General features: G+C 69.4%; 18 protein-coding genes. 11 read left to right on the top strand and 7 right to left on the bottom strand.

Annotated elements, in window-relative coordinates:
• Positions 1–49: 49 nt before the first annotated feature.
• Both ABZZ22_RS24580 and ABZZ22_RS24575 read right to left on the bottom strand, forming a co-directional pair.
• Positions 50–1,327 carry an MFS transporter gene (locus ABZZ22_RS24580; RefSeq protein WP_354937318.1) on the bottom strand — a complete coding sequence of 426 codons (1,278 nt, stop codon included), beginning with the start codon at positions 1,325–1,327 and terminating at the stop codon, positions 50–52.
• A 161-nt stretch (positions 1,328–1,488) separates the two neighbouring features.
• On the bottom strand, positions 1,489–1,662 hold the full coding sequence (locus ABZZ22_RS24575; protein WP_292644641.1) for a hypothetical protein: 174 nt from the start codon (positions 1,660–1,662) through the stop codon (positions 1,489–1,491).
• Positions 1,663–2,132: 470 nt separating this feature from the next.
• Here ABZZ22_RS24575 and ABZZ22_RS24570 point away from each other — a divergent pair, with 470 nt between their 5' ends.
• The 10 genes from ABZZ22_RS24570 (at position 2,133) to ABZZ22_RS24525 (ending at position 15,402) form a co-directional block, all read left to right on the top strand.
• Positions 2,133–2,399 carry a hypothetical protein gene (locus ABZZ22_RS24570; RefSeq protein ID WP_091043078.1) on the top strand — a complete coding sequence of 89 codons (267 nt, stop codon included), beginning with the start codon at positions 2,133–2,135 and terminating at the stop codon, positions 2,397–2,399.
• A gap of 39 nt (positions 2,400–2,438) precedes the next feature.
• Entirely contained in the window at positions 2,439–3,698 is a 1,260-nt protein-coding gene (locus tag ABZZ22_RS24565; protein ID WP_354937314.1) for a hypothetical protein, read from the top strand.
• Positions 3,695–6,403 (top strand): ATP-binding protein, encoded by a 2,709-nt coding sequence (locus tag ABZZ22_RS24560; protein ID WP_354937311.1) that lies wholly within the window; start codon positions 3,695–3,697, stop codon positions 6,401–6,403. Before ABZZ22_RS24565 ends, ABZZ22_RS24560 begins: the two co-directional genes overlap by 4 nt.
• A 185-nt stretch (positions 6,404–6,588) precedes the next feature.
• Entirely contained in the window at positions 6,589–8,643 is a 2,055-nt protein-coding gene (locus ABZZ22_RS24555) for a hypothetical protein (protein ID WP_354937308.1), read from the top strand.
• A 62-nt stretch (positions 8,644–8,705) separates the two neighbouring features.
• Positions 8,706–9,182 (top strand): hypothetical protein, encoded by a 477-nt coding sequence (locus ABZZ22_RS24550; RefSeq protein WP_354937305.1) that lies wholly within the window; start codon positions 8,706–8,708, stop codon positions 9,180–9,182.
• Between the two features lie 12 nt (positions 9,183–9,194).
• A complete protein-coding gene (locus ABZZ22_RS24545; protein WP_354937321.1) occupies positions 9,195–11,156 on the top strand; it encodes a peptidoglycan DD-metalloendopeptidase family protein in 1,962 nt (653 codons plus the stop codon).
• A 146-nt stretch (positions 11,157–11,302) separates the two neighbouring features.
• The gene (locus tag ABZZ22_RS24540; protein ID WP_354937302.1) at positions 11,303–12,340 is read left to right on the top strand and encodes an AMP-binding protein; all 1,038 of its coding nucleotides are present in this window, start codon (positions 11,303–11,305) and stop codon (positions 12,338–12,340) included.
• Positions 12,337–13,305: an o-succinylbenzoate synthase gene (locus ABZZ22_RS24535; protein ID WP_354937300.1), complete on the top strand. Its 969-nt coding sequence runs from the start codon at positions 12,337–12,339 to the stop codon at positions 13,303–13,305. The genes ABZZ22_RS24540 and ABZZ22_RS24535 overlap by 4 nt, the downstream gene beginning before the upstream one ends.
• Before the next feature lie 90 nt (positions 13,306–13,395).
• Positions 13,396–15,000, top strand: a complete 1,605-nt coding sequence (gene menD, locus ABZZ22_RS24530) for a 2-succinyl-5-enolpyruvyl-6-hydroxy-3-cyclohexene-1-carboxylic-acid synthase (protein WP_354937297.1) — start codon at positions 13,396–13,398, stop codon at positions 14,998–15,000.
• 36 nt (positions 15,001–15,036) lie between these two features.
• Entirely contained in the window at positions 15,037–15,402 is a 366-nt protein-coding gene (locus tag ABZZ22_RS24525) for a hypothetical protein (protein ID WP_354937294.1), read from the top strand.
• Between the two features lies 1 nt (position 15,403).
• Here the strand turns inward: ABZZ22_RS24525 and ABZZ22_RS24520 are convergent, their stop codons facing one another.
• The 5 genes from ABZZ22_RS24520 to ABZZ22_RS24500 form a co-directional block, all read right to left on the bottom strand.
• Positions 15,404–15,628, bottom strand: coding sequence for a helix-turn-helix transcriptional regulator (locus tag ABZZ22_RS24520; protein ID WP_354937291.1), 225 nt, complete (start codon positions 15,626–15,628; stop codon positions 15,404–15,406).
• Positions 15,625–16,320 carry a DUF2975 domain-containing protein gene (locus ABZZ22_RS24515; RefSeq protein WP_354937288.1) on the bottom strand — a complete coding sequence of 232 codons (696 nt, stop codon included), beginning with the start codon at positions 16,318–16,320 and terminating at the stop codon, positions 15,625–15,627. The genes ABZZ22_RS24520 and ABZZ22_RS24515 overlap by 4 nt, the downstream gene beginning before the upstream one ends.
• Before the next feature lie 148 nt (positions 16,321–16,468).
• A complete protein-coding gene (locus ABZZ22_RS24510) occupies positions 16,469–17,026 on the bottom strand; it encodes a TIGR03086 family metal-binding protein (RefSeq protein ID WP_354937285.1) in 558 nt (185 codons plus the stop codon).
• Positions 17,023–17,511, bottom strand: coding sequence for an SRPBCC family protein (locus ABZZ22_RS24505; protein WP_354937282.1), 489 nt, complete (start codon positions 17,509–17,511; stop codon positions 17,023–17,025). The genes ABZZ22_RS24510 and ABZZ22_RS24505 overlap by 4 nt, the downstream gene beginning before the upstream one ends.
• Positions 17,508–17,867 (bottom strand): metalloregulator ArsR/SmtB family transcription factor, encoded by a 360-nt coding sequence (locus ABZZ22_RS24500; RefSeq protein WP_354937279.1) that lies wholly within the window; start codon positions 17,865–17,867, stop codon positions 17,508–17,510. Before ABZZ22_RS24500 ends, ABZZ22_RS24505 begins: the two co-directional genes overlap by 4 nt.
• Positions 17,868–18,106: 239 nt before the next feature.
• Here ABZZ22_RS24500 and ABZZ22_RS24495 point away from each other — a divergent pair, with 239 nt between their 5' ends.
• Positions 18,107–18,937, top strand: a complete 831-nt coding sequence (locus ABZZ22_RS24495) for a GH25 family lysozyme (RefSeq protein ID WP_354937276.1) — start codon at positions 18,107–18,109, stop codon at positions 18,935–18,937.
• Positions 18,938–19,499 lie beyond the last annotated feature (562 nt).

Here is a 19,499-nt window from a genome sequence, read left to right as displayed (position 1 = left end):
TAGGTCTATCCGGTCGTTATAACGGGCGAGTAGTCCTACGAACGACGTGTTACACCGGAACGGGCCCGCCCGGAGCGACAGGCTGAGCGCGCCTGGCCAGGTAGCGCTCGGCGGCGCGGGCGGAGGGGTGGACGCCGATCGTGGCGATGACGATGATCCCCGCGATGATGGCCCAGCCGAGGTGGCCGAGCTCCATCGCCAGGAACGTGTACGCGGCGGGGGCCCACACGGTGCCGAGGGTGTAGCCGACCTGGGCGGCGCCCTGGTAGTCGCCGCGGTGCTCGGGGTCGGAGAGGTCGGCGATCAGGCCCCATTCGCCGGCGGACTGGAAGAGCTCGGCGCCGGTGACGGTCACGTGGCCGACCCAGACCAGGGTGATCGTGATCAGGCCGACGGTGTCGTGGGTGACCGCGATGATGGCGCAGGAGAGGAGGAAGCAGAACGCGCCTCGGCGCTGTGCCTTCAGCGACGTCGTCACGTCGGTCACTCCACGGGCCGCGATCACCTGCAGCCCGACCGCCATGACGGTGTTCGTGCCGAACAGCCAGGCCAGCAGGACCCGTGGCGCGTCGGTCTCTTGCACCAGCCACAGCGGGATGACGACGTTGAGCAGGATCTGGTGGCTGCCGAGGACCCCGTTGAAGAACGTCGTGGCGAGGAACGCGCGGTTGCGCAGTGCGCCGAGGCGGTCGCGTACGTCCCTCTTCAGGTCGCCGGGCGAGGCAGCAGCGGCGAGGCGGGGGAGCCGGGAGATCCAGTAGGCGTTGACCATGAGCACCACCGCGGTCAGCAGCGGGACGGCCTTGATCAGGGTGTTGGAGTCGGCCGCCAGGGCGAGGCCGCTGGCCAGTGCGCCGAGCGTGTACCCGACGTTGCGGGCAGCGCGCATGTAGGCGAACGAGCGCACCCGGGTCGCCGCGGGGAAGACCGAGATCCGGTAAGCGTCGCGGCCTGACTTCTGCCAGGAGGAGGCGAGAGCGAGGAGCACCTCGACGGCGACGTACGCAGCGAAGTTGCCGACCAGCACCCAGGCGCCGAACAGCAGCGCCTGGAGGATGGCACCCGCGATCCAGCTGAACCGGGTTCCCAGACGATCCGCGAGTCGGCCCAGGGGGACGGCGAACAAGAAGGTAGCGACGCCCGCGATCGTGAGACCGAGGCCGACCTGTGCGGCGGAGAGGCCGACGATCTGGGTGAAGAAGACCGCCGAGCCGGTGAGAAAGGTGCCTTCGGCGAAGGCCGACAGCACCGACTGGTACGACATCGCCCGGATGAGCGGGTCGTCTGAGAGGACCTTGTCCCTCAACCGGGTGAGGCCAGCGGGCAAGGCGACTCCAAACTATCTTGACATCGAGACAAGCGCAGTCTTGTCATCGCCTGGTCCGACGTCAAACAGTTATCCCTGCCGATCGGTCCCCAAACCGGGCGGCGAAGAAAAAGGAGTCCATCGCGCCGACGCTCGTACGTCGGCGTAGGTCGCGGCCGAGGTCAGCGAGTAGAGCCCTCGATGGTGCCGATCACGCCGCCGAAGACGTCGGTGGTGACGCCCCAGATGCCGCTGGCGATGGCCGAGATCGTGCTGGTCAGCCCTTGCGGATCGGTGAACAGCCAGAATCCGACGAACAGAACGCCGATGACGATGAAGATCTTCTTCTTGTCCATGTGAGCTCGTCCTCCCGAGAAATCCGATTGAAATTGATGTGAATTCGCGAACCCGGACGCAAGCGCGCGAAATTCGCGAGGATGCACCGGGATATAGATTCCCCGAAGTAGGGCTCCCCCCGCAAGAATACGGTCAAGGAGACCACTGAGCGGGACGGCGTGTCGCCCAGCGGTCCGGTGGGTGGCATGAACTGGAGCAAAGCGGGGGAGACGCATGCCCTCTGCGCGCACCATGGGTACGTGTCGTCAGGTGGAACGAGGTGCGCAGAGGCGGTCTGAGGACTACGCTCGTCTCACATGGCGGTGGCGTTTGTCCAGAATGCCGATGCCCGGGAGTTTGCGTCAGTGCGCGGGAGGGGCAGGGGCGCCTCCACCCACCGGTGCCGCATGGGGCTGCGCCGGACGGGACAACCGAATACTTCCGGACGTGTCCGGCAACCACACCTCACCTCGGGAAAGGGAGCAGAACAATGGCACCGCACCAGCTGATTCAGAGTACGACGCAAGCCGCCGAGTATGGCACCGGCGGCCTGGCCGAATGGATCACCGACAACATCATCACGCTTGTCGTCCTGATCCTCGGCGTCACGGTCCTGTGGGCTGCCCGCAGCGGCAACATCTCGAAGGCCGTCACGATCGTCGGCGGCCTGATCATCGGTCTCGGCGTCCTCGGCCTGGCCGTGGGCAACAACGCCACGGACCTCGGTCAGTGGATGGCTGGTCTCTTCAAGGGGTGAACCCGGTCCCGTTAGCTAACCCAGGGAGGGATCTCGGGGATGAGGCTGCCTGACGACGACGAGCTGTACGAGGTCGACCAGACCTATCTCGGTCCTCCTCGTCGCTACATCGGGGAGATGCGCTATCGAACCATCTTCCTCTTCCTGGTGATCGCACCAGTGACGCTTGTGCTGCTGCGCAAGCTCGGCATGCCGGTGACGCTGCTCAGCATGGGCCTGTGGCTGCTCGGCGCCTCCTACCTCTCGATGAAGGCCTCCGACTACATCAGCGCGGAGAGCTCCGCCGGCGCCTGGCTGATGACCTTCTGGCACGAGCTGACCACGCCGCGTCTGGAGACGGGCGCACAGTACGCAGGAGGCGCAGCGGTCGCCTTCAGACATGTGACGAGCCCGCGGGGTGGCTGGGCGAAGGCCATGCGCCGACCCGGTCGCCGGTTCGCGCAGCAGCCCGGTGCCCCCGCCTCGCCTCGACTGCTGCAGGCGACCGTCGTCGCCTCGGCCCCAGGCGCCCCGTCGCGACCAGTGCGCGGCAAGGCCGCACCGGTGCGACCGGTGATCGAGGCGAAGATCGTCGAGGAGCCGCTCCCGGCAAAGCTCAGGGTTCAGCCCGAGGCCCAGTCCTCGGCGCGGCAGCAGGTCACCGGCGTACGACCGGCGAAGGGTGGCTGGTCGAGCCGGCCGTCCTCGTCGCCGCGAGAGCCCCGCGACGTGCCGTGGAAGGGTGGCGCGCCGTGGCAGGCCCGGCAGGAGCAGACGCAGGCCGCCACGCCCCCGCAGCCACCCCCTGAGCCAGCACAGGCCGCCGAGTCAGCACAGGCCGCCGAGCCGACGGCGGCTGAGTCGACAAGGGCCGCTGAACCGGCAGAGGCCGCCCGGCCGAGCACGCCGGCCGCTCCTACGCCCCGGGCGCCGGCCCCGGACGCTGCCCGCGCTGCGCAGCCCGGCCCGCCCGTGACGCCGCCGGTCACGCCGCAGCCGGCTAGGCCGGCCCCGCGCTCTGCCCCGCCTTCAGCCCCGCCTCCGCCTCCGCCGCCGGCCCAGAGGTCGAAGGAGTCCAAGGAGTCGGCCCCGAACCCCGTGCAGAAGCCCGCCCGACTGTCGCTGTCGCACGCGATCAGGCCGGCCGTGGTGATCGCGCCGGAGCCAGGGTTCGACGAGTTCGGCGATGAACCCACGGGCCGCACCCGACCCAGGGACACTCAGGAAGAGCAGGCGTCGCCCGACAAGCGCCCGCAGAGCACGGACGACCACCGCAAGCGCCTCGACGGCGACGCACCCAACGACGGAGGAACCGCATGAGGCGGCCGCGAACGGAGCGGGCCTACGGGCCTGGCTTCGAGAAGCCCAAGCCGGGACGCAAGAGCGTCTTCGGCCGGGGCGGCGACGACTCGAAGGGCGTCCATCAGCCCCGAGGGGACAAGTGGGCGTTGGAGGAGGTGCGTGGTCACCTGACCTTCACCGGCGACCGCATCATCGCCTGGTATCTCGCCGAGCCACAGACCTGGTCCTTCCGTGCCCACGCCGACCTCGAGGCGCTGATCACCGACCAGGCCAGCCAGCTGGCAGACCTGGTCGGCAACACCGTCCACGGCCGAGTCACCACCCGCCCCTATCCCGTACGTCACTGGGCGCATGCCGCGTTCGCGAACGCTCCCGACCCGCAGCCCGGGTTCGAGGAGATGATGGCGCGCAACCAGGCCCACATGGCCGCCCACAGCCAGGCCGACAAGCTCGTCTACTACGGCGTCGACCTCGGCCGTCGCGACGCGACGGTGAGGACGCTGGCGAAGTTCTCCGCGGGAGCCGCCGAGCGTGAGATGGCCGCGATCAGCGAGCGCCTCGACACGGTCAACCGGGTGATGTCGCGACCGGGTTTCTCGGCACGCCCGGCGGTCGGCCACGACATGGAGTGGATGATCGCCCGTTCGCTCTCGCTGGGTGCCAAGATCCCCGTTCCCGAGCCGGGCGAGGCCCAGCAGAACTTCCTAGACACCGACGACATGGCCGAGTGGTTCGAGTCGGTGGCGTGGTCGGCCGAGCCGTTGGCGCCGACCGTGCAGGTCACCAGCAGCATCGGAGGCCGCCAGGAGACGAGCCACGTGTGCGTGCTGACGGTTTCGCGGATCGGCGACATCGAGGTTCCGGAGACCCACGCGCCGTGGATGGCGAAGACAGACGCGCTCGGCTTCCCGGTCGAGTGGTCCTTCCGGGTCGAGCCTCGCTCGCCGGAGGACGTCTCCCGCGAGATGGCCTCCCTGACCCGCCGCATCGACGGCCAGGTCAGCCACTGGTCCGACGACCACGGCAAGCGGCCTCCCAAGCAGCTCACCCGCCAGGCGGGGCGCGCCGCCGACGTCGAGGACGAGATGCGCTCGGAGTTCACGGGCCTGTCCACCCGCACCCGGGGCTGGTACCGGATCGCCGTCACCGGCCGCACCGAGTCCGAGGCGCTCGACAAGGCGCAGAAGGTGGTCGACCTCTACCGGCCGCAGATCAAGATCACCCGCCAGCTGGGGCAATACCACCTGGCTCGCGAGTTCGTGCCGGGCGAGCCGCTCGCCTCCACCGCCCACGCCCGGAAGTTCCCGGTGCTCAAGGTCGCTGCCGGGCTCCCCGCGGTGACCGCGGAGGTCGGCGACAAGCGTGGCTTCTATCTCGGCGAGACCTCGGCGATGGCGTCGCGAGCCGTGCTGATGGACCCGTGGTACCTGACCGAGGTCATGGAGCAGGCCGGCCTGATCCCGCTCATCGGCACGCCCGGTTCGGGCAAGTCGACCCTGATGGGTGTCGTCATCTACATGTCGATCCTGTCCGGCATCCACGGTGTTGCGATGGACCCGGCAGGCCGACTGCAGCGGCTGATGACGCTGCCCGAGATCGGCGGCGGCCTGTTCAACGGTCAGCAGCTGCGATCGCGCGCCCGCAGCGTGGACGTCCTGGGCGGCCGACCAGGGTCGCTCTCGCCGTACGCGGTAGTGCCCGACCCCAATCCGGAGCTGATCCGGGCCGAGGCGATGTCGGACCACGAGTTCGCCGAGCGGCTCCACCGGGAGCGGTCGGCCGCCGTGCAGCAGCGCCGCGACCTGACCGTCTCCGTGCTCCGCTCCTGCCTCCCGGTCGGGTTGTCCAACAACGAAGAGGTGCTCAAGCGCATCCGCGCCCGCGTCATGGAGGCGCCGGCCGACCGCGGCGCCGACACCTCGACGATCGTGAGGATGCTCTTCGAGGGCGACAACGGCGACCACGAGATCGCTCGCGAGCTCGCTGCCGCCCGCGAGCGCGAGCTCGGCCGCCTCTTCTTCGGCAACGACTTCCTCCAGTCCGACGAGGAGCTGAAGGGCACACCGTTCACCTTCTACAACCTCAAGGGCCTCAACACCCCGCCCGAGCACGTCTCTCGCGAGGAGTGGAGCGCCGAGGAGCAGATGGCGCGCCCGATCATGACCCTCGCGGCCTGGTCCGCGCTGCACCTGATCTACCGCAGCGACCCCAACGATCGGAAGCTGTTCGCGCTGGACGAGGCTCACGAGGTCACCCAGGCCTCGGGAGGCACGGGCCGTGCCCTCGTACACAAGCTCTCCAGCGACTCCCGCAAGAACAACTGTGCCGCGCTGGTCTCCACCCAGAACGCCTCCGCGATCCTGGGCTCCGACATCAACAACTTCGTCGGGGCAGCCTTCGTGGGACGTACGCAGGACGAGACCGCCCAGCGTGACGCGCTCAAGCTCCTCGGCAAGCCCGAGGGTCTGGGTTATGAGTCGATCCTGGCGCGGCTCTCGCCGCGCACCAGGCGTGGCGACGAGCAGCTGGGCTACCGGGAGTTCATCTACCGTGACGGCCTCGGTGGCGACACCGGCCACGGCGGTATGGAGATCATCAAGGTCACCCTCAACCACCACCCGGGTCTGCAGGAGGCGCTCAACACCACCGCCGACCCCACGCGCCGCGTCAGCCGGGCCATCAGCGGCGGGCCGGCCGATCCCTCCCGGGAAGAGACCGGCTGATGCCGCCTGCCAATCGTCGGTCGAGCCGGGAGGCCGCCTGCGGCCGAGCGTGTCGAGACCAACACAGTCCTGTCGAGCGCCGAGGGGACCGTGTTGGTCTCGACACGGATTCGTTCGTTCCTCACGAATCCGGCTCGACCAGCGAGGGCGGGTGGCGCCGTAGGGCGGCTGCCTTCGTCGTACTCGTGGTTGCCCTTCTGTCGGTCGCCGGGCCGGCGGCTGCGGGGCCGAAGGGGATCGACATCCCGATCCCGTTCGACCCGACGGGTGGGCTCTCGGGTGTGAGCGATGCGTGCAACAACCTGGATGCTCCGATGCCGGCTTCCCCGTACGGGGACGGCAGCTTCATCGTGCGGATGACGGCGTTGGGGGCGGCGTCGAGGGCGGGCACGGAGCTGAACGACCCGAAGAAGATCGACGACGAGCTGGACCCGTTCCGCAACAAGGACGAGGTCTCGCTGGAGTCGGCGTACGGGACCTCGCCGCAGTGGTGGACCTATGACAACGGGTGTACCGGGCAGTTCATCGCCGGGGCCGGCACCTCGCTGGGCAACATCCTGCTGGAGATCTCCGGGATCCTGCCGAACTGGTCTCATGCGCTGTTGAACGCGGTGATCGGGGAGAACTCTTTCCTCAAGACTCTCGACGGTCCGATCGTGGCGGCGTCCAAGGCGGTCACCGACGGGGTGTGGGCGCCGTGGGTGAGCGTCGTGCTGCTGCTGGTGGCGGCGACGGTGATGATCCGTGCGCGGGATGGCCGGTTCTCGCGGGCGGTGACCGCGGCGGGCTGGGCTCTGGGCGTGCTGGTGGTGACCTCGTGGTTGATCCAGTATCCGGTGGAGTCGACCCGGCTGGTCGACGACGGTGTGCGGTCGGCGACGGGGATGATCGCGACCGGGTTCAACGACGGCCGGACGGTGCCGGGGGTCAACGACGACAAGTTCGGCGAGACCGACGCGGTCAAGGCCATCGACAGCCAGATGGACGACGTGGTGCGCTCGACGCAGTACCGCACCTGGTTGGCGGGCGCGTTCGGCGACCCGGACTCGGCCACGGCGAAGACGTACGGGCCGCGGGTGTTCCGGTCCACGCACTTCTCCTGGCAGGAGTACGACACCTATCGCGAGGACCCCAACGGGGACGGCAAGAAGGTCTTGGAGGCCAAGCAGGACGCGTTCAAGAAGCACGCCGAGGCGGTCAAGAAGTCCGATCCGGTGGCGTATGAGTACTTCAAGGGCGAGCACTGGTCCCAGCGGGCGACGACGGCGTTGGTGAACCTCGCGGTGGTCGTGGTGGTGTGCGGGTTCTTGCTGGTCGCGGGGTTGGCGATCCTGCTCTCGTTCGCGCTGATCAGATTGATCGTGCCGTTCGCGCCGGCAGCCGGGGTGTTGTTCATGCTCGATCACACCCGAGATGCGGCAGTGGCGATGCTCAAGCGGGTGGTGGGCCCGTTGGTGATGGGCCCGATCTACTTCCTGGTCGCGCTGCTCCTGCTGCGGTTCGACTCGGCGATCCTGACCACCGACATGTGGTTCGTACTCAAGCTGGGGCTGATCGCGGTGCTGACCGTGCTGGCCTGGCGACTCACCCGCCCTGCTGCGTACGGGATCCCGATCCCGGGCATGGGCCGACTGAGCTCGATGCTGTCCTCGTACGTCGGTGCCCGGACGGGCACCGAGGCCGGGGTCCGCGACGCGACCTCCGACGTGCAGCCCGCCGCCGGCGGGACCGGGTCCGTCTCGAGCCCGGGCGGGGTCTACATGCCAGGTCACGAGCTGACCGGCAGCCGACCGACGATGGTCGCCCAACAGGTGCCGGGCCAGGCGCCGATGACGGCCGCCGGAGCGCTGGGTGCCGGGTCGAGCGCGAGCGTCCCAGCGGCGTACGCCCTGGGGTCCTCGGCCGGCGACAGGGACGGCGAGCAGGTGGCCACCCAGTGGATGGACTCGCGCTCCGCCGAGCGCGACGAGCCGCCCTCCCGCGACGAGGCGCCCCGTGGCCGCGCCGGGAAGGTCTACACCCAGGACCGCCCCGAGGCGCCGAGCCCCGTCGACTACACCTCCGGTTCCTACGCCGACCGCGAGCCGGAGCCGCCACGACAGTCTCCCGTGGCGGAGGCCAACGTGGACTACGACTCGGACGGCAACCCGGTCTTCGTCATCTACTCGCCGAACGGGAACCGCTCGGTGCCCGTCGACAACGGTTCAAGCTGGCGGCCAAGTGAAGGAGGGTCCCGGTAGTGCGGTCGACAACGACGCGGGGTGTGCTGTGGGAGGTCATCGCCCCGCTGCTCAGGTGGCCCATGAGGTCGCCGTTCCGGTTCTTCTCGGTGGCTGTCGGCATCGTCTTCGTCATCTGGGCCATCGCCCAATGGAGCGACGCCCCCGACGCGGAGCCGGCCGCCCAGCCGGAACGCGGCGCCTCCGCCTCGGCCTCGGCGGGCGCCAGCGGATCCGCCGGTGCGTCCGTCGCGCCGGTGCCGGACCCGGGCGCCGCCGCGACCAAGTTCGTCACCGCCTGGGCGCGCCCCGACCTGACCAGCGAACAGTGGTGGGCCGGGATCAACGCTGCCAACCCTGACGAGTCGCTGGCCCAGGCGCTGGGCCCCACCGATCCCGCCACGGTGCCGGCCACGAAGGTCGTCGGCCCGCCGAAGGTGCTGGAGCAGAACGACTCCGAGGCTCGTGTCGAGGTCGCCACCGACGGTCCGAAGGTCATCGTCTACCTGACCCTGATCGGCAACGTCTGGTACGTCGCCAACATCCTCCCGGGAGGTTAGCCCGTGCCTGCCATGCTGATCGCCAAAGCACGTCTGATCTGGGGGCTCGTGGCCGCTGCGGTCACGCTGGTCCTGGTGATCACGGGTGCCTTGGTGATCCTGATCGGGGGCCTGGCGAGCACGGAGCAGAGCAACCAGGACCAGGCCGAGTCGGGATGTATCGGCGGGACCAACGCGATCCCCACCGGCGGCGGGGTCGGCGTCGACGGTGAGGAGGCGGAGGGCAGCGTCTCGGGGTTCACCACCGAGCAGGTCCAGAACGCCCGCACGATCGTGGCCGTCGGCAAGCAGGCCGGCGTCCCGGCGTACGGCTGGGTGATCGCCCTCGCGACCGCGATGCAGGAGAGCACCCTGCGCAACATCGACTACGGTGACCGCGACTCGGTGGGCCTGTTCCAGCAGCGTCCGATCTCCGGCTGGGGTTCGGTCGCCGACATCATGAACCCGGTCAAGTCCGCCCAGGCGTTCTACGGCGTGGCCGCCCACACGGGCAACACCGGTCTCTTGGACATCGCGGGCTGGCGCAAGATGCAGGTCACCGCGGCGGCCCAGGCGGTGCAGCGGTCCGCCTTCCCGCTCGCGTACGCCCAGCACGAGGACGAGGCGCGCGCCCTCGTCGCTGCGCTGGCCGACGGGGTCTCGGCCGCCGACCTGACGGCCACCGCGACCGACGTGTCCTGCACGATCGGCATGGCCGGGATCAGCACCTCCGTCGTACGTCCCATCCAGGCCGGCCTCGCGCTCGACAACAACAACTACGGCAACGGCGGCTCCAACTGGGCCAACATGCACACCGGCAACGACTACTCCTCGCCGTGCGGCACGCCCGTGCAGGCTGCCCACGGCGGCACCATCGTGATCGAGTCCGGCGGCGGCTGGGGCTGGTCGGGCCGCTGGCTGGTGAAGGTGCAGACGGCGCCGGGCAACCTGACCACGTGGTACGGCCACATGCAGTCGCTCTCGGTCGGTCCCGGCCAGCGGGTGAAGGCCGGACAGGTCATCGGACAGGTCGGCAGCGAGGGCAACTCGACCGGCTGCCACCTCCACTTCGAGGTGCACCCGCACGGTGGTGGCTACCTGCAGGACCAGGTCGACCCGGCGGCGTGGCTGAAGAAGAACATCGGCAAGACCCTCGAGGCGACCCAGCAGGTCGCGGGACTGCCCGGCGTAGGACCGCGCGGCGCGGGCCAGCCCGCCGCCGCCCCGGCGGCCGTCTCCGGCCCCCAGGTGCGCATCGCGCAGGCCAACATCAAGGTCTCGATGTCCCGCTCGAGATACCGCAACGACCTGGCGAGGGTCTTGAAGCACGGGCCCGACTTCGTCTCCCTGAACGAGGCCCAGTCACGCTCGGTCTCGGACATCTCGGTGCGCGGCTACGGCTCCTACCGCGCGTCGGCGGACGAGTACGGCGCCCGCAGCCAGGCCCTCAGCCCTGTCGTCATGTGGCGGACCGACCGTTGGGTGGCGGTCGACAAGGGTGTTGTCCAGCTCACCAAGCCGGTCACGGGCGCCAAGAACGACAACCGGTACGCCACCTGGGTGGTCCTGGCGAGCAGCGACGGCTCCGGCCGTATCTCGGTCATCTCGACCCACACGATGACATCGCCCGCCAAGAGCCCCCAGGCACGTAAGGACGAGGCCCAGCGCGGCTTCGCGAAGCTCGCCGGGCTGGCGCAGGGGCTGCAGAAGTACGGCCCTGTGCTCGTCGCCGGAGACCTCAACTCTCCCTACCCCCGCAGCGGTGGCGACGGGGACCCGTGGGGGCCGAAGCCGCTGATGACCAAGGCCGGGATGACCTCCTCCTTCGAGACCCTCGGCGCGCCCCCGCAGGGCTGGGCGACCCACGACGGCGGTGGCACCATCGACTGGCTCCTCGGGTCGAGGTCCACCACCGCCGCCACTCGCCACGCCACGTTCAGGCTGGAGTCCGACCACCACGGCCTGGTCGCCGACTACAGGATCCGCGGGCAGTAGCGGCGCCTGCGCCACGTGTAACACGTCGTTCGTAGGACTACTCGCCCGTTATAACGACCGGATAGACCTACGAACAGCGTGTTACAGCCCTGCGGGCTCACCGGCCCACCGCTAACCCCCACCCGGCAGGGGATAGCGTTTGCCTCATGAACGACGCGGTGGAACGGGCTCAGAGCACCGTCGCTGCGATGGCTGGATGGCTCCGCGGAGGCGGCCCGGAGCACTGGGTCGTGGAGACCTCGGGATCGACGGGCACGCCCAAGCGGGTGATGCTGTCACGGGAGGCCGTGAAGGCGTCCGCAGCGGCGTCGTCGCGCCGCATCGGGGCGAGCGGGCAGTGGCTGCTGATGCTCCCTGACTCGTACGTCGCCGGGGCCAACGTGATCGCCAGGTCGCTGTTGGCCGGACACGAGCCGGTGATCGCCGCGGCCCATGGGTCCTTCGCCGACGCCGCGGCGGCGATGGCGGCCGGGCCGAGCTTCGTCTCGATGGTCCCTACCCAGCTGCACCGGATCCTCGAGTCGGGCGGCGACGACCTCGCCGCGCTGGCAGGGTTCCACACGTTGCTGCTCGGCGGCGGCCCGATCGACACTTCGTTGCGTGCCCGCGCCGAGGAGTCCGGCGTCCACATCGTCGCCACCTACGGCTCTGCGGAGACCTGCGGTGGCTGCGTCTACGACGCGATGCCGCTGGACGGGGTCGGGATCGCGATCGGCACCGACGGCAGGGTCCGGATCAGCGGCCCGACGCTCTTCGACGGCTACCAGGACGACCCCGAACAGACCGCGAACACCCTGGTGGACGGCTGGTTCCTCACCTCCGACGCAGGCACCCTGGACGAGGACGGTCGGCTCCGGATCCTTGGCCGGGTCGACGACATGGTGATCACCGGCGGGGTGAAGGTGCCGGCGGCGCTCGTCGCCAGAAGGCTTCGCGAGCACCCGGCGGTCACAGCCGCGGAGGCCCTCGGCACGCCCGACGAGGAGTGGGGTCAGCGGCTGGTCGTCTTCGTGGTCGGCGACATCGACGCCACCGTCGCCCGGGAATGGGTCGCCGCGGAGCACCCCCGCTCCTGGGCCCCGCGGGAGATCGTCACGCTCGACGAGATCCCGCTGCTCGACAACGGAAAACCCGACCGGCAGGCCCTGCTCGCGCTGGTCGCGACCAACGAGGCGGCCCGATGACCGAGCAGCTGCACGTCTTCTCGCTCCCGATGACCACCCGGTTCCGCGGGATCACCGAGCGCGAGGGCCTCGTCTTCGAAGGCGCCGGGGGATGGGCCGAGTGGTCGCCGTTCCTCGACTACGACACTCCCGAGATCGAGCCCTGGCTGCGCTGCGCCGAGGAGGCGGCCGCGGGGGACTGGCCCACGCCCGTCCGTGAGACCGTGCCCGTCAACGCGACGGTTCCGGCCGTCGGGCCGGAGCGCGCCCACGAGATCGTGACCCGCTCCGGATGCGCGACCGCGAAGGTGAAGGTCGCCGACCCGGGGCAGAGCCTGGCCGACGACATCGCCCGCGTCGAGGCGGTCCGGGACGCCCTCGGCCCGGCCGGCAGGCTGCGGATCGACGTCAACGGGCTCTGGGCGGTCGAGGAGGCGATCGTCTCGATCAGGGTGTTGGACAGCGCCGCCGGTGGTCTGGAGTACGTCGAGCAGCCCTGCCCCACGGTCGAGGAGCTCGCCGAGGTACGCCGCAAGGTGGAGGTCCCGATCGCCGCCGACGAGTCGATCCGGCGGGCGGCGGACCCCTACCGCGTACGCGACCTCCAGGCTGCCGACGTGGCCGTGCTGAAGGTGCAGCCCCTGGGCGGCGTACGCGCCTGCCTGCGGATCGCCGAGGACATCGGGCTGCCGTGCGTGGTCTCCTCGGCGCTGGAGACCTCGGTCGGCATGGCGGCGGGGGTCGCGCTCGCGGCGGCGCTGCCGGAGCTTCCCTACGCCTGCGGGCTCGGCACGGTCTCGATGTTCACCGAGGACATCGCCGCCATCCGGCTCCTTCCATCGGGTGGGTTCCTTCCGGTGCTCCCCACCTCACCGGTCCCTGAGCGCCTGATCGCTGACCCGACGCTGCGGGCCGCCCCGGAGCGTACGGAGTTCTGGCAGCGGCGGCTGGCGGACGTCCTCGCCCACCGGGAGACGCTCCGGTGAGGGGTCATCCCCCGGGGGCCACCCGGCGTCGCCCGGCACCCGCGCAGATAATTGGCTCCGTGAGCGGTCAGGTCGACGAAGGGAGGGCAGGTGGCTACGGCTACTGAGCAGGCCCGCGCGGTCGTCACCGCGCTCCTCGAGGCGCGGGTCACCGACATCGTGATCGCACCGGGATCACGCAACGCGCCGCTGTCGTTCGCCGTCTTCGACGCGGCCCGAGCGGGGCTGGCGCGCCTGCACACCCGGATCGATGAGCGGTCCGCCGGCTTCTTCGCGCTCGGCCTCACCAAGGTCGGCTCGCGGGCGGCGGTGATGTGCACCTCCGGCACCGCGGTCGCCAACCTGCACCCGTCGGTGCTCGAGGCCGCTCATGCGGGCGTCCCGCTGGTCGTCGTCACGGCCGACCGCCCGGCGCGACTCCGTGAGACCGGCGCCAACCAGGTCACCGACCATGTCGGCATCTTCGGCCGGCTCGTGGACACGCTCGACCTGGCCGAGGCGCCCGCCGAGGCCGACCTGGCCGCGCTCGACGACTCCCGCGGCCCCGTCCACTGGAACGTCCAGCTCGACGTCCCGCTGACCCCACCCGACCGGTGGGAGCCGCCGGAGGTCGAGGTGCGTCCGGTGCCGGTACGCCCGCAGCTGATGATCCACGAGTCGATCCCGACCGGACCTGGCACGCCGCGCACGGTAGTCGTCGCCGGTGACGACGCCGGCCCGCCGTCTCGAGTCCTCGCCCAGGACGGCGGCTGGCCGCTGCTCGCCGAGCCCTCCTCGGGCGCCCGCACGGGCGCCAACGCCCTGCGCTCCTACCGGCTGCTGCTCGAGTCACCGCTCGCCGAACGGGTCGAGCGGGTCGTCGTCTACGGCCACCCGACCCTCTCCCGACCGGTCACCGACCTGCTCGCACGTGGCGACGTCGAGATTATCGCGGCTCCGGTCGACGGGGTCTGGCCCGCGCGCCCGTTCCGGGTCGACCGCACGATCCGCAACAGACTTCACGTCGAGGGCGAGCCCGATCCGGCGTGGCTGGAGGAGTGGCAGGAGGCCGATCGCGCCATCAGTCGCCAGGTGGACCGGCTGCTCCACGAGCAGCTGGAGATGACGGCGTACGACGTCGCTGCCTCTGTCGCCCGCGCTCTCCCCGACGGTGGCCTGCTGATGCTCGGCCCCTCCAATCCCGTACGCGACCTGGACCTGATGATGCGACCCAACCGGGTCGGCGGTCGACGGAAGGTGCTGGCCAACCGTGGCCTGGCAGGCATCGACGGCATCGTCTCCACGGCGATCGGTGCCGCCGCAGGCCGCGAGTCGTCCACGCGCGCGCTCGCGCTGATGGGTGACGTCACCTTCCTGCACGATGCCGGCGGCCTCCTGCTCGGTCCCGAGGAGGTCCGCCCCGACCTCACCATCGTGGTCGCCAACGACGACGGCGGCTCGATCTTCGCCTCGCTCGAACAGGGCGCCGACGACTACGTGGACAGCTTCGAACGCCTCTTCGGCACCCCGCACGGGACCTCGCTGGAGTCGCTCTGCGCCGCCCACCGCATCCCGCACCTCGCAGTCAGGTCCGTGCCCGAGCTCGAGGCCGCCCTCGGCTCCCCGAACGGCGGCATCGAGGTGGTCGAGGCGGTCGTCTCCCGTCGGGACCGGCGCGCCCTCGACAACGCCATCCGCGCCCTCGCTCGTTCCTGAGCCCAGGTCCGGGACCGGTCATGGCAAGGTGTGCTCGTGACCGAAGAGCAGCAGTGGCCGAGCGTGGTGCCGTACGTCGATGTCCACCAAGGGCCGAAACGCCTGCTGACGCTGTTCATGAGCAGCACGGCCAAGGCCGAGTATCTCCCCAAGATGCCGCCGATCGTCTCCATCGACGGTCGTGACTACTGGGTCTACTGGGGCCAGGTGGCGTTCGAGATCCCCGCCGACCGACCCTGCCACGTGGCCGCGCGCTGCGAGGGCGGGCAGTCTGGCGGGCAGCTGTCGCAGGATCTCGGCTCGCGGGCGGCCTCGATTCTGCTGCCGCCCGGCGAAGAAGCGATCGTGCTCAACTATCAGTGCCGTTTCTCCGACGGTGTGGGCTACCTGACGCTCTCCTGACTCAGCGCCCCTCGACCCGGAGGATGTCGCCGGGCTGACAGTCGAGTACGTCGCAGATCGCGGTGAGCGTCGAGAACCGGATCGCCCGCGCTCGGCCGTTCTTGAGGATCGACGCGTTGGCGAGCGTGATCCCGATGCGGTCGGCGAGCTCGGTGAGAGTCATGCCGCGTTCGTGGAGGAGCTCGTCGAGGTGGATGGTGACGCGGTGCGCTGGGTCGTCGCTCATACGGTTAGGTCCGATTCCTCCTGGAGGCGGGCCGCGTGCGTCATGATGCGGGCGAAGGTGATCACGCCGAGACCGACGACCAGAAGTGTCACGTCCAGCGGGAAATTTGCGGCCAGCTGGGAGTGCCAGGTCTGGCCGAGCTCGTCGGTGGTCACCGAGGCGATGAAGATGCCGTTCCCGAGCGCCGTGGCGGCCGGGACGAGGATCGACATCGCGACCAGGAACAAGCCGAGCCGGCCGAGCCACCGGATCGGTCGTGCCGCGAAGAGACCGTCTTCGCGAGCGGCGCGGATCATGTGGCGGATCAGCAGACACGTGCCGAGGACGTAGACGAGGCCGAATGGCTGACCAAGCGCTGCGGCGAACCTCTGCGTCGGAGTCGGGTCGTCGACACAGAAGCTGGTGCCGCTGGGCGACAACTGGGTGCCGGGGCGTACGCGCGTGTCCTCGGGCGGGTTCTCGACACCCGGCTGGGGGTCGCCGATGATCAGGTTGTCCGTCGAGACACACGGGTGGTCGCCGTTGAATCCGAGGACTGAGACCGACGAGTGGGGGCTGGCGATGGGGAGGAAGAACAGCGCGATCAGGAGCATCGCGCAGATCGCGATCATGATCCAGAAGATCGCGTTGATGGTCCGCTCAAGCGGTTCGAACGGGTCCCTCGGGAGCGGGGTGGGGGATCCCTTCGCCATGACGGCTCCTTATCGAGAAACGATGTTATTGCGAAACGATAAGGGGTCGGTCGCGTGATGTCGATGCCCCAATCATCTGAAGAATCCCCAAGCGCGAGTAGGTGCCCCACGCTCCGGAGTGTGGGGCACCTATCCATGGGTGAAGGACTCAGCCCTGCCAGGTGGGATCCCGGCCGATGAAGCCGAGGAGTTGCTCCTGAGGAGTGGCGCCGGCCGGGACCTCAACCCGGGGGCCGAATTGGCCGGAGGCGCGCATGCCGTCCTCTATCGCGGCCGCGCCGACGAGCATCGCGGCGGCACGCTCGGCGCCGAGGTCGAAGTCGCGGCCGAGGGCACGAGCCAGGTCCCAGGAGTGCATCCAGATGTCGGGGGTGTAGATCTCCGAGAGCGCCACGTCGAGCGGCTTTTCGCCCATATGGGGGTTGGAGATGGTCCGGTCGGCGGGGTCGTCGAAGAGGGCCTGTACGTCGGCGGTATGGGTCTTCCAGGCGGCGGCCGGGTCGGCCGCGACCTCGAGCGGCGCCAGCTCCACGCCGGCCGACCCCTGCAGGAACCCTCGCGACCATTCGACCAGGTGCGTGATCACGTCCAGCGCGGTCCAGGCCGCGACCGGGCTGGGGCGGGACCAGTCCTCGGCGGATCGGACGGAGTCGACGATCTCGGCGAACCGGGCCGCGTCGTACGCATGCTGCTCGGCGGGACTCATGACAGCTCACCGAGGAGGTCGTCCAGCTGCTCGTAACCCTGGGTCACACCCGTGTCCATGCCGCTGGACATGATCGCGGCCTGGGTCTCGAAGGACTCCACGACGCTGAGTCCGGTCAGCCGGGTGCGGCCGCCGGGGAGCGGCTCGAAGGTGAGGTACTCCAGCGAGGCGCCGTCGGGCGCGCCGCGCCAGGTGAAGGTCTGGACGATGCGCTCGTTCTCGCGCACCTCGTGGAAGCTGCCGAAGAACTGGGTGAACTCGTCACCGTCACGCTCGGCGGAGTAGGCCCAGGATCCGCCGGTGCGGAAGTCCCACTGGGTGATCTGCATTCCGACGTCGCGCGGGCCGAGCCACTTGGCGTACAGCTCCTTCTCGGCGTGGGCTCGGAAGACGAGCTCGCAGGGTGCGTCGAACTCGCGGACGATGGTGATCGTCGGGGTCTCCTTGGAGGCCTCGATCGTGGTCTCCTGCTTCGTGGTGGTCATGATGCGTCCTGTTCTCGGGCTGATTCTCTGGATGGGGTGCTTTCCTGCATCTCCTCGAGGAGCGCGTCCAAGCGCTGGTAACGCTCCTCGGCCTGCTGTTGGTATCGGTCGATCCACTTGGTCATGAGGTCGAACACCTCTGCTTCCAGACGTACCGGGGCACGGCGCGACTCGCGGCTGACCAAGCCCGCCTCCTCGAGCACCTTGAGGTGTTTGGAGACCGCCTGGAGGCTGACGTCGTAGGGTGCCGCCAGCTCGCCGACCGTCGCGTCGGCCGACGCAAGCCGGGCGACGAGGTCGCGCCGGGTGGGGTCGGCCAGTGCCGCAAAGACTCGGGACAGTCTGTCCTCGCTCATGCGCCGCTCATCTCCTGCTATTCCTCAACCATTTGGTTGATAAAGAGCGTAGGCGGAGGCCCGTAGTTCGTCAACCGTTCGGTTGAGTAACTTGCTTACCGGAAAATAGCCACCGGGGGACATTGGTTGCGGGACCATGTTGTGGCCGGACACTTCGTTCGGGCTGATGTCTGTCGATGCACTCTCCTCCTCGGGAAAGGCCTGCCCCCATGAGTCCTTCGCGCCGCAGATCCATGAGAGTGACCGCCGTAGCCGCCGGTCTCCTCCTTGCCATCTCCCTCTCTCCGATCCAGTCCGCCGTCGCTGCCGACAAGGACGACCGCCATCTCACGCAGAAGGCGAGGTCCCACGGCGTCACGTTGAAGCACGGGGCGTACGTCGGCTGGTCGACGCCCGGCTCGCACGCCGAGGGTGGTTCCCCCAGCGACACCCCGATCACCGCGCAGGCGACGGTGAGCGGCATGGATGTCTCTGGTCACCAGGGCAATGTCGACTGGGCCTACTGGTGGGGCCAGGGCAAACGGTTCGCCTACATCAAGGCGACCGAGGGCACCTACTACCGCAACAGCACCTACTTCCCGCAGCAGTACAACGGCTCCTACAACCAGGGGTTCATCCGCGGCGCGTACCACTTCGCCAACCCGTCCGACTCCGGCGGCGCCGCCCAGGCCGACTACTTCGTCAACAACGGCGGTGGTTGGTCGGCCGACGGCAAGACCCTGCCCGGGGTGCTCGACATCGAGTACAACCCCTACGGCGGTGGCACCTGCTACGGCCTCTCCCAGGCCTCGATGCGCTCGTGGATCTCGGCCTTCCTGAGCCGCTACCGCGCCCGCACCGGCCGCGATGCGGTCATCTACACGACCACCGACTGGTGGACGACCTGCACCGGCAACACCTCGCAGTTCTCGGCTGCTCATCCGTTGTGGATCGCTCGGTACGCCTCTACGCCGGGGACTCTGCCAGCTGGGTGGGGGTACTACACCTTCTGGCAGTACACCTCTTCGCCGTTGGATCAGAACACGTTCAACGGGTCGCTGGAGCGGCTTCGGGCACTTGCTCTGGGGTGAGCTGTGTTCCTCCCCGGGGGTCGAGTTGGTCGAGACCTTCTCGCTCCCGGGGGCTGGCTTGTCGAGACCACATCCCCGCTGGTCGAGACCTCATCCCCGCTGGTCGAGTCGCCGGAGCCGCTGGGCGGAGGCGTGTCGAGGCCAACACCGTAGCTTCCGGTGGTCGAGCTTGTCGAGACCCTCTGTCTCCGGTGGTCGAGCTTGTCGAGACCTCCCTGTCTCCGGTGGTCGAGCTTGTCGAGACCTCCCTGTCCCCGGTGGTCGAGCTTGTCGAGACCTCCCTGCCGGAACCACCGGCCTCCGGTGGTCGAGCCTGTCGAGACCTCCCTGCCGGGAACGTCTCGCCCGGAGGCTGGCGTGGGCCGCCGACCCTTCTTCGAGGGTGTTCTCGACATGCCCCGGAGTCAAGGACGGCCTTCGGCCGCCGGCTACGCCGGCCGCTACGCGGTCCTGGACACCGGACCATCTCGAGAAAAAAGATGGCTGGCTATCGGGGCGGCGGCCCGGGTGTGGCGCAGCGGAATCTTGCTTCGGAACGGTGATGCGCGTGGGGTGAGAGGGT

The sequence above is a fragment of the Nocardioides sp. NPDC006273 genome (genome assembly GCF_040613495.1).
GTDB lineage: Bacteria > Actinomycetota > Actinomycetes > Propionibacteriales > Nocardioidaceae > Nocardioides.
This window is presented reverse-complemented; position numbering and strand designations above follow the sequence as displayed.

Excerpts from the sequence above, each read along its gene's own strand:
- ABZZ22_RS24550 (WP_354937305.1), top strand. The coding sequence starts at position 8,706 with ATGAGGTCGCCGTTCCGGTTCTTCTCGGTGGCTGTCGGCATCGTCTTC.
- ABZZ22_RS24515 (WP_354937288.1), bottom strand. The coding sequence starts at position 16,320 with ATGGCGAAGGGATCCCCCACCCCGCTCCCGAGGGACCCGTTCGAACCG.
- ABZZ22_RS24565 (WP_354937314.1), top strand. The coding sequence starts at position 2,439 with ATGAGGCTGCCTGACGACGACGAGCTGTACGAGGTCGACCAGACCTAT.
- ABZZ22_RS24575 (WP_292644641.1), bottom strand. The coding sequence starts at position 1,662 with ATGGACAAGAAGAAGATCTTCATCGTCATCGGCGTTCTGTTCGTCGGA.
- ABZZ22_RS24570 (WP_091043078.1), top strand. The coding sequence starts at position 2,133 with ATGGCACCGCACCAGCTGATTCAGAGTACGACGCAAGCCGCCGAGTAT.
- ABZZ22_RS24510 (WP_354937285.1), bottom strand. The coding sequence starts at position 17,026 with ATGAGTCCCGCCGAGCAGCATGCGTACGACGCGGCCCGGTTCGCCGAG.
- ABZZ22_RS24500 (WP_354937279.1), bottom strand. The coding sequence starts at position 17,867 with ATGAGCGAGGACAGACTGTCCCGAGTCTTTGCGGCACTGGCCGACCCC.
- ABZZ22_RS24505 (WP_354937282.1), bottom strand. The coding sequence starts at position 17,511 with ATGACCACCACGAAGCAGGAGACCACGATCGAGGCCTCCAAGGAGACC.
- ABZZ22_RS24540 (WP_354937302.1), top strand. The coding sequence starts at position 11,303 with ATGAACGACGCGGTGGAACGGGCTCAGAGCACCGTCGCTGCGATGGCT.
- ABZZ22_RS24520 (WP_354937291.1), bottom strand. The coding sequence starts at position 15,628 with ATGAGCGACGACCCAGCGCACCGCGTCACCATCCACCTCGACGAGCTC.
- ABZZ22_RS24560 (WP_354937311.1), top strand. The coding sequence starts at position 3,695 with ATGAGGCGGCCGCGAACGGAGCGGGCCTACGGGCCTGGCTTCGAGAAG.
- ABZZ22_RS24535 (WP_354937300.1), top strand. The coding sequence starts at position 12,337 with ATGACCGAGCAGCTGCACGTCTTCTCGCTCCCGATGACCACCCGGTTC.
- ABZZ22_RS24545 (WP_354937321.1), top strand. The coding sequence starts at position 9,195 with ATGCTGATCGCCAAAGCACGTCTGATCTGGGGGCTCGTGGCCGCTGCG.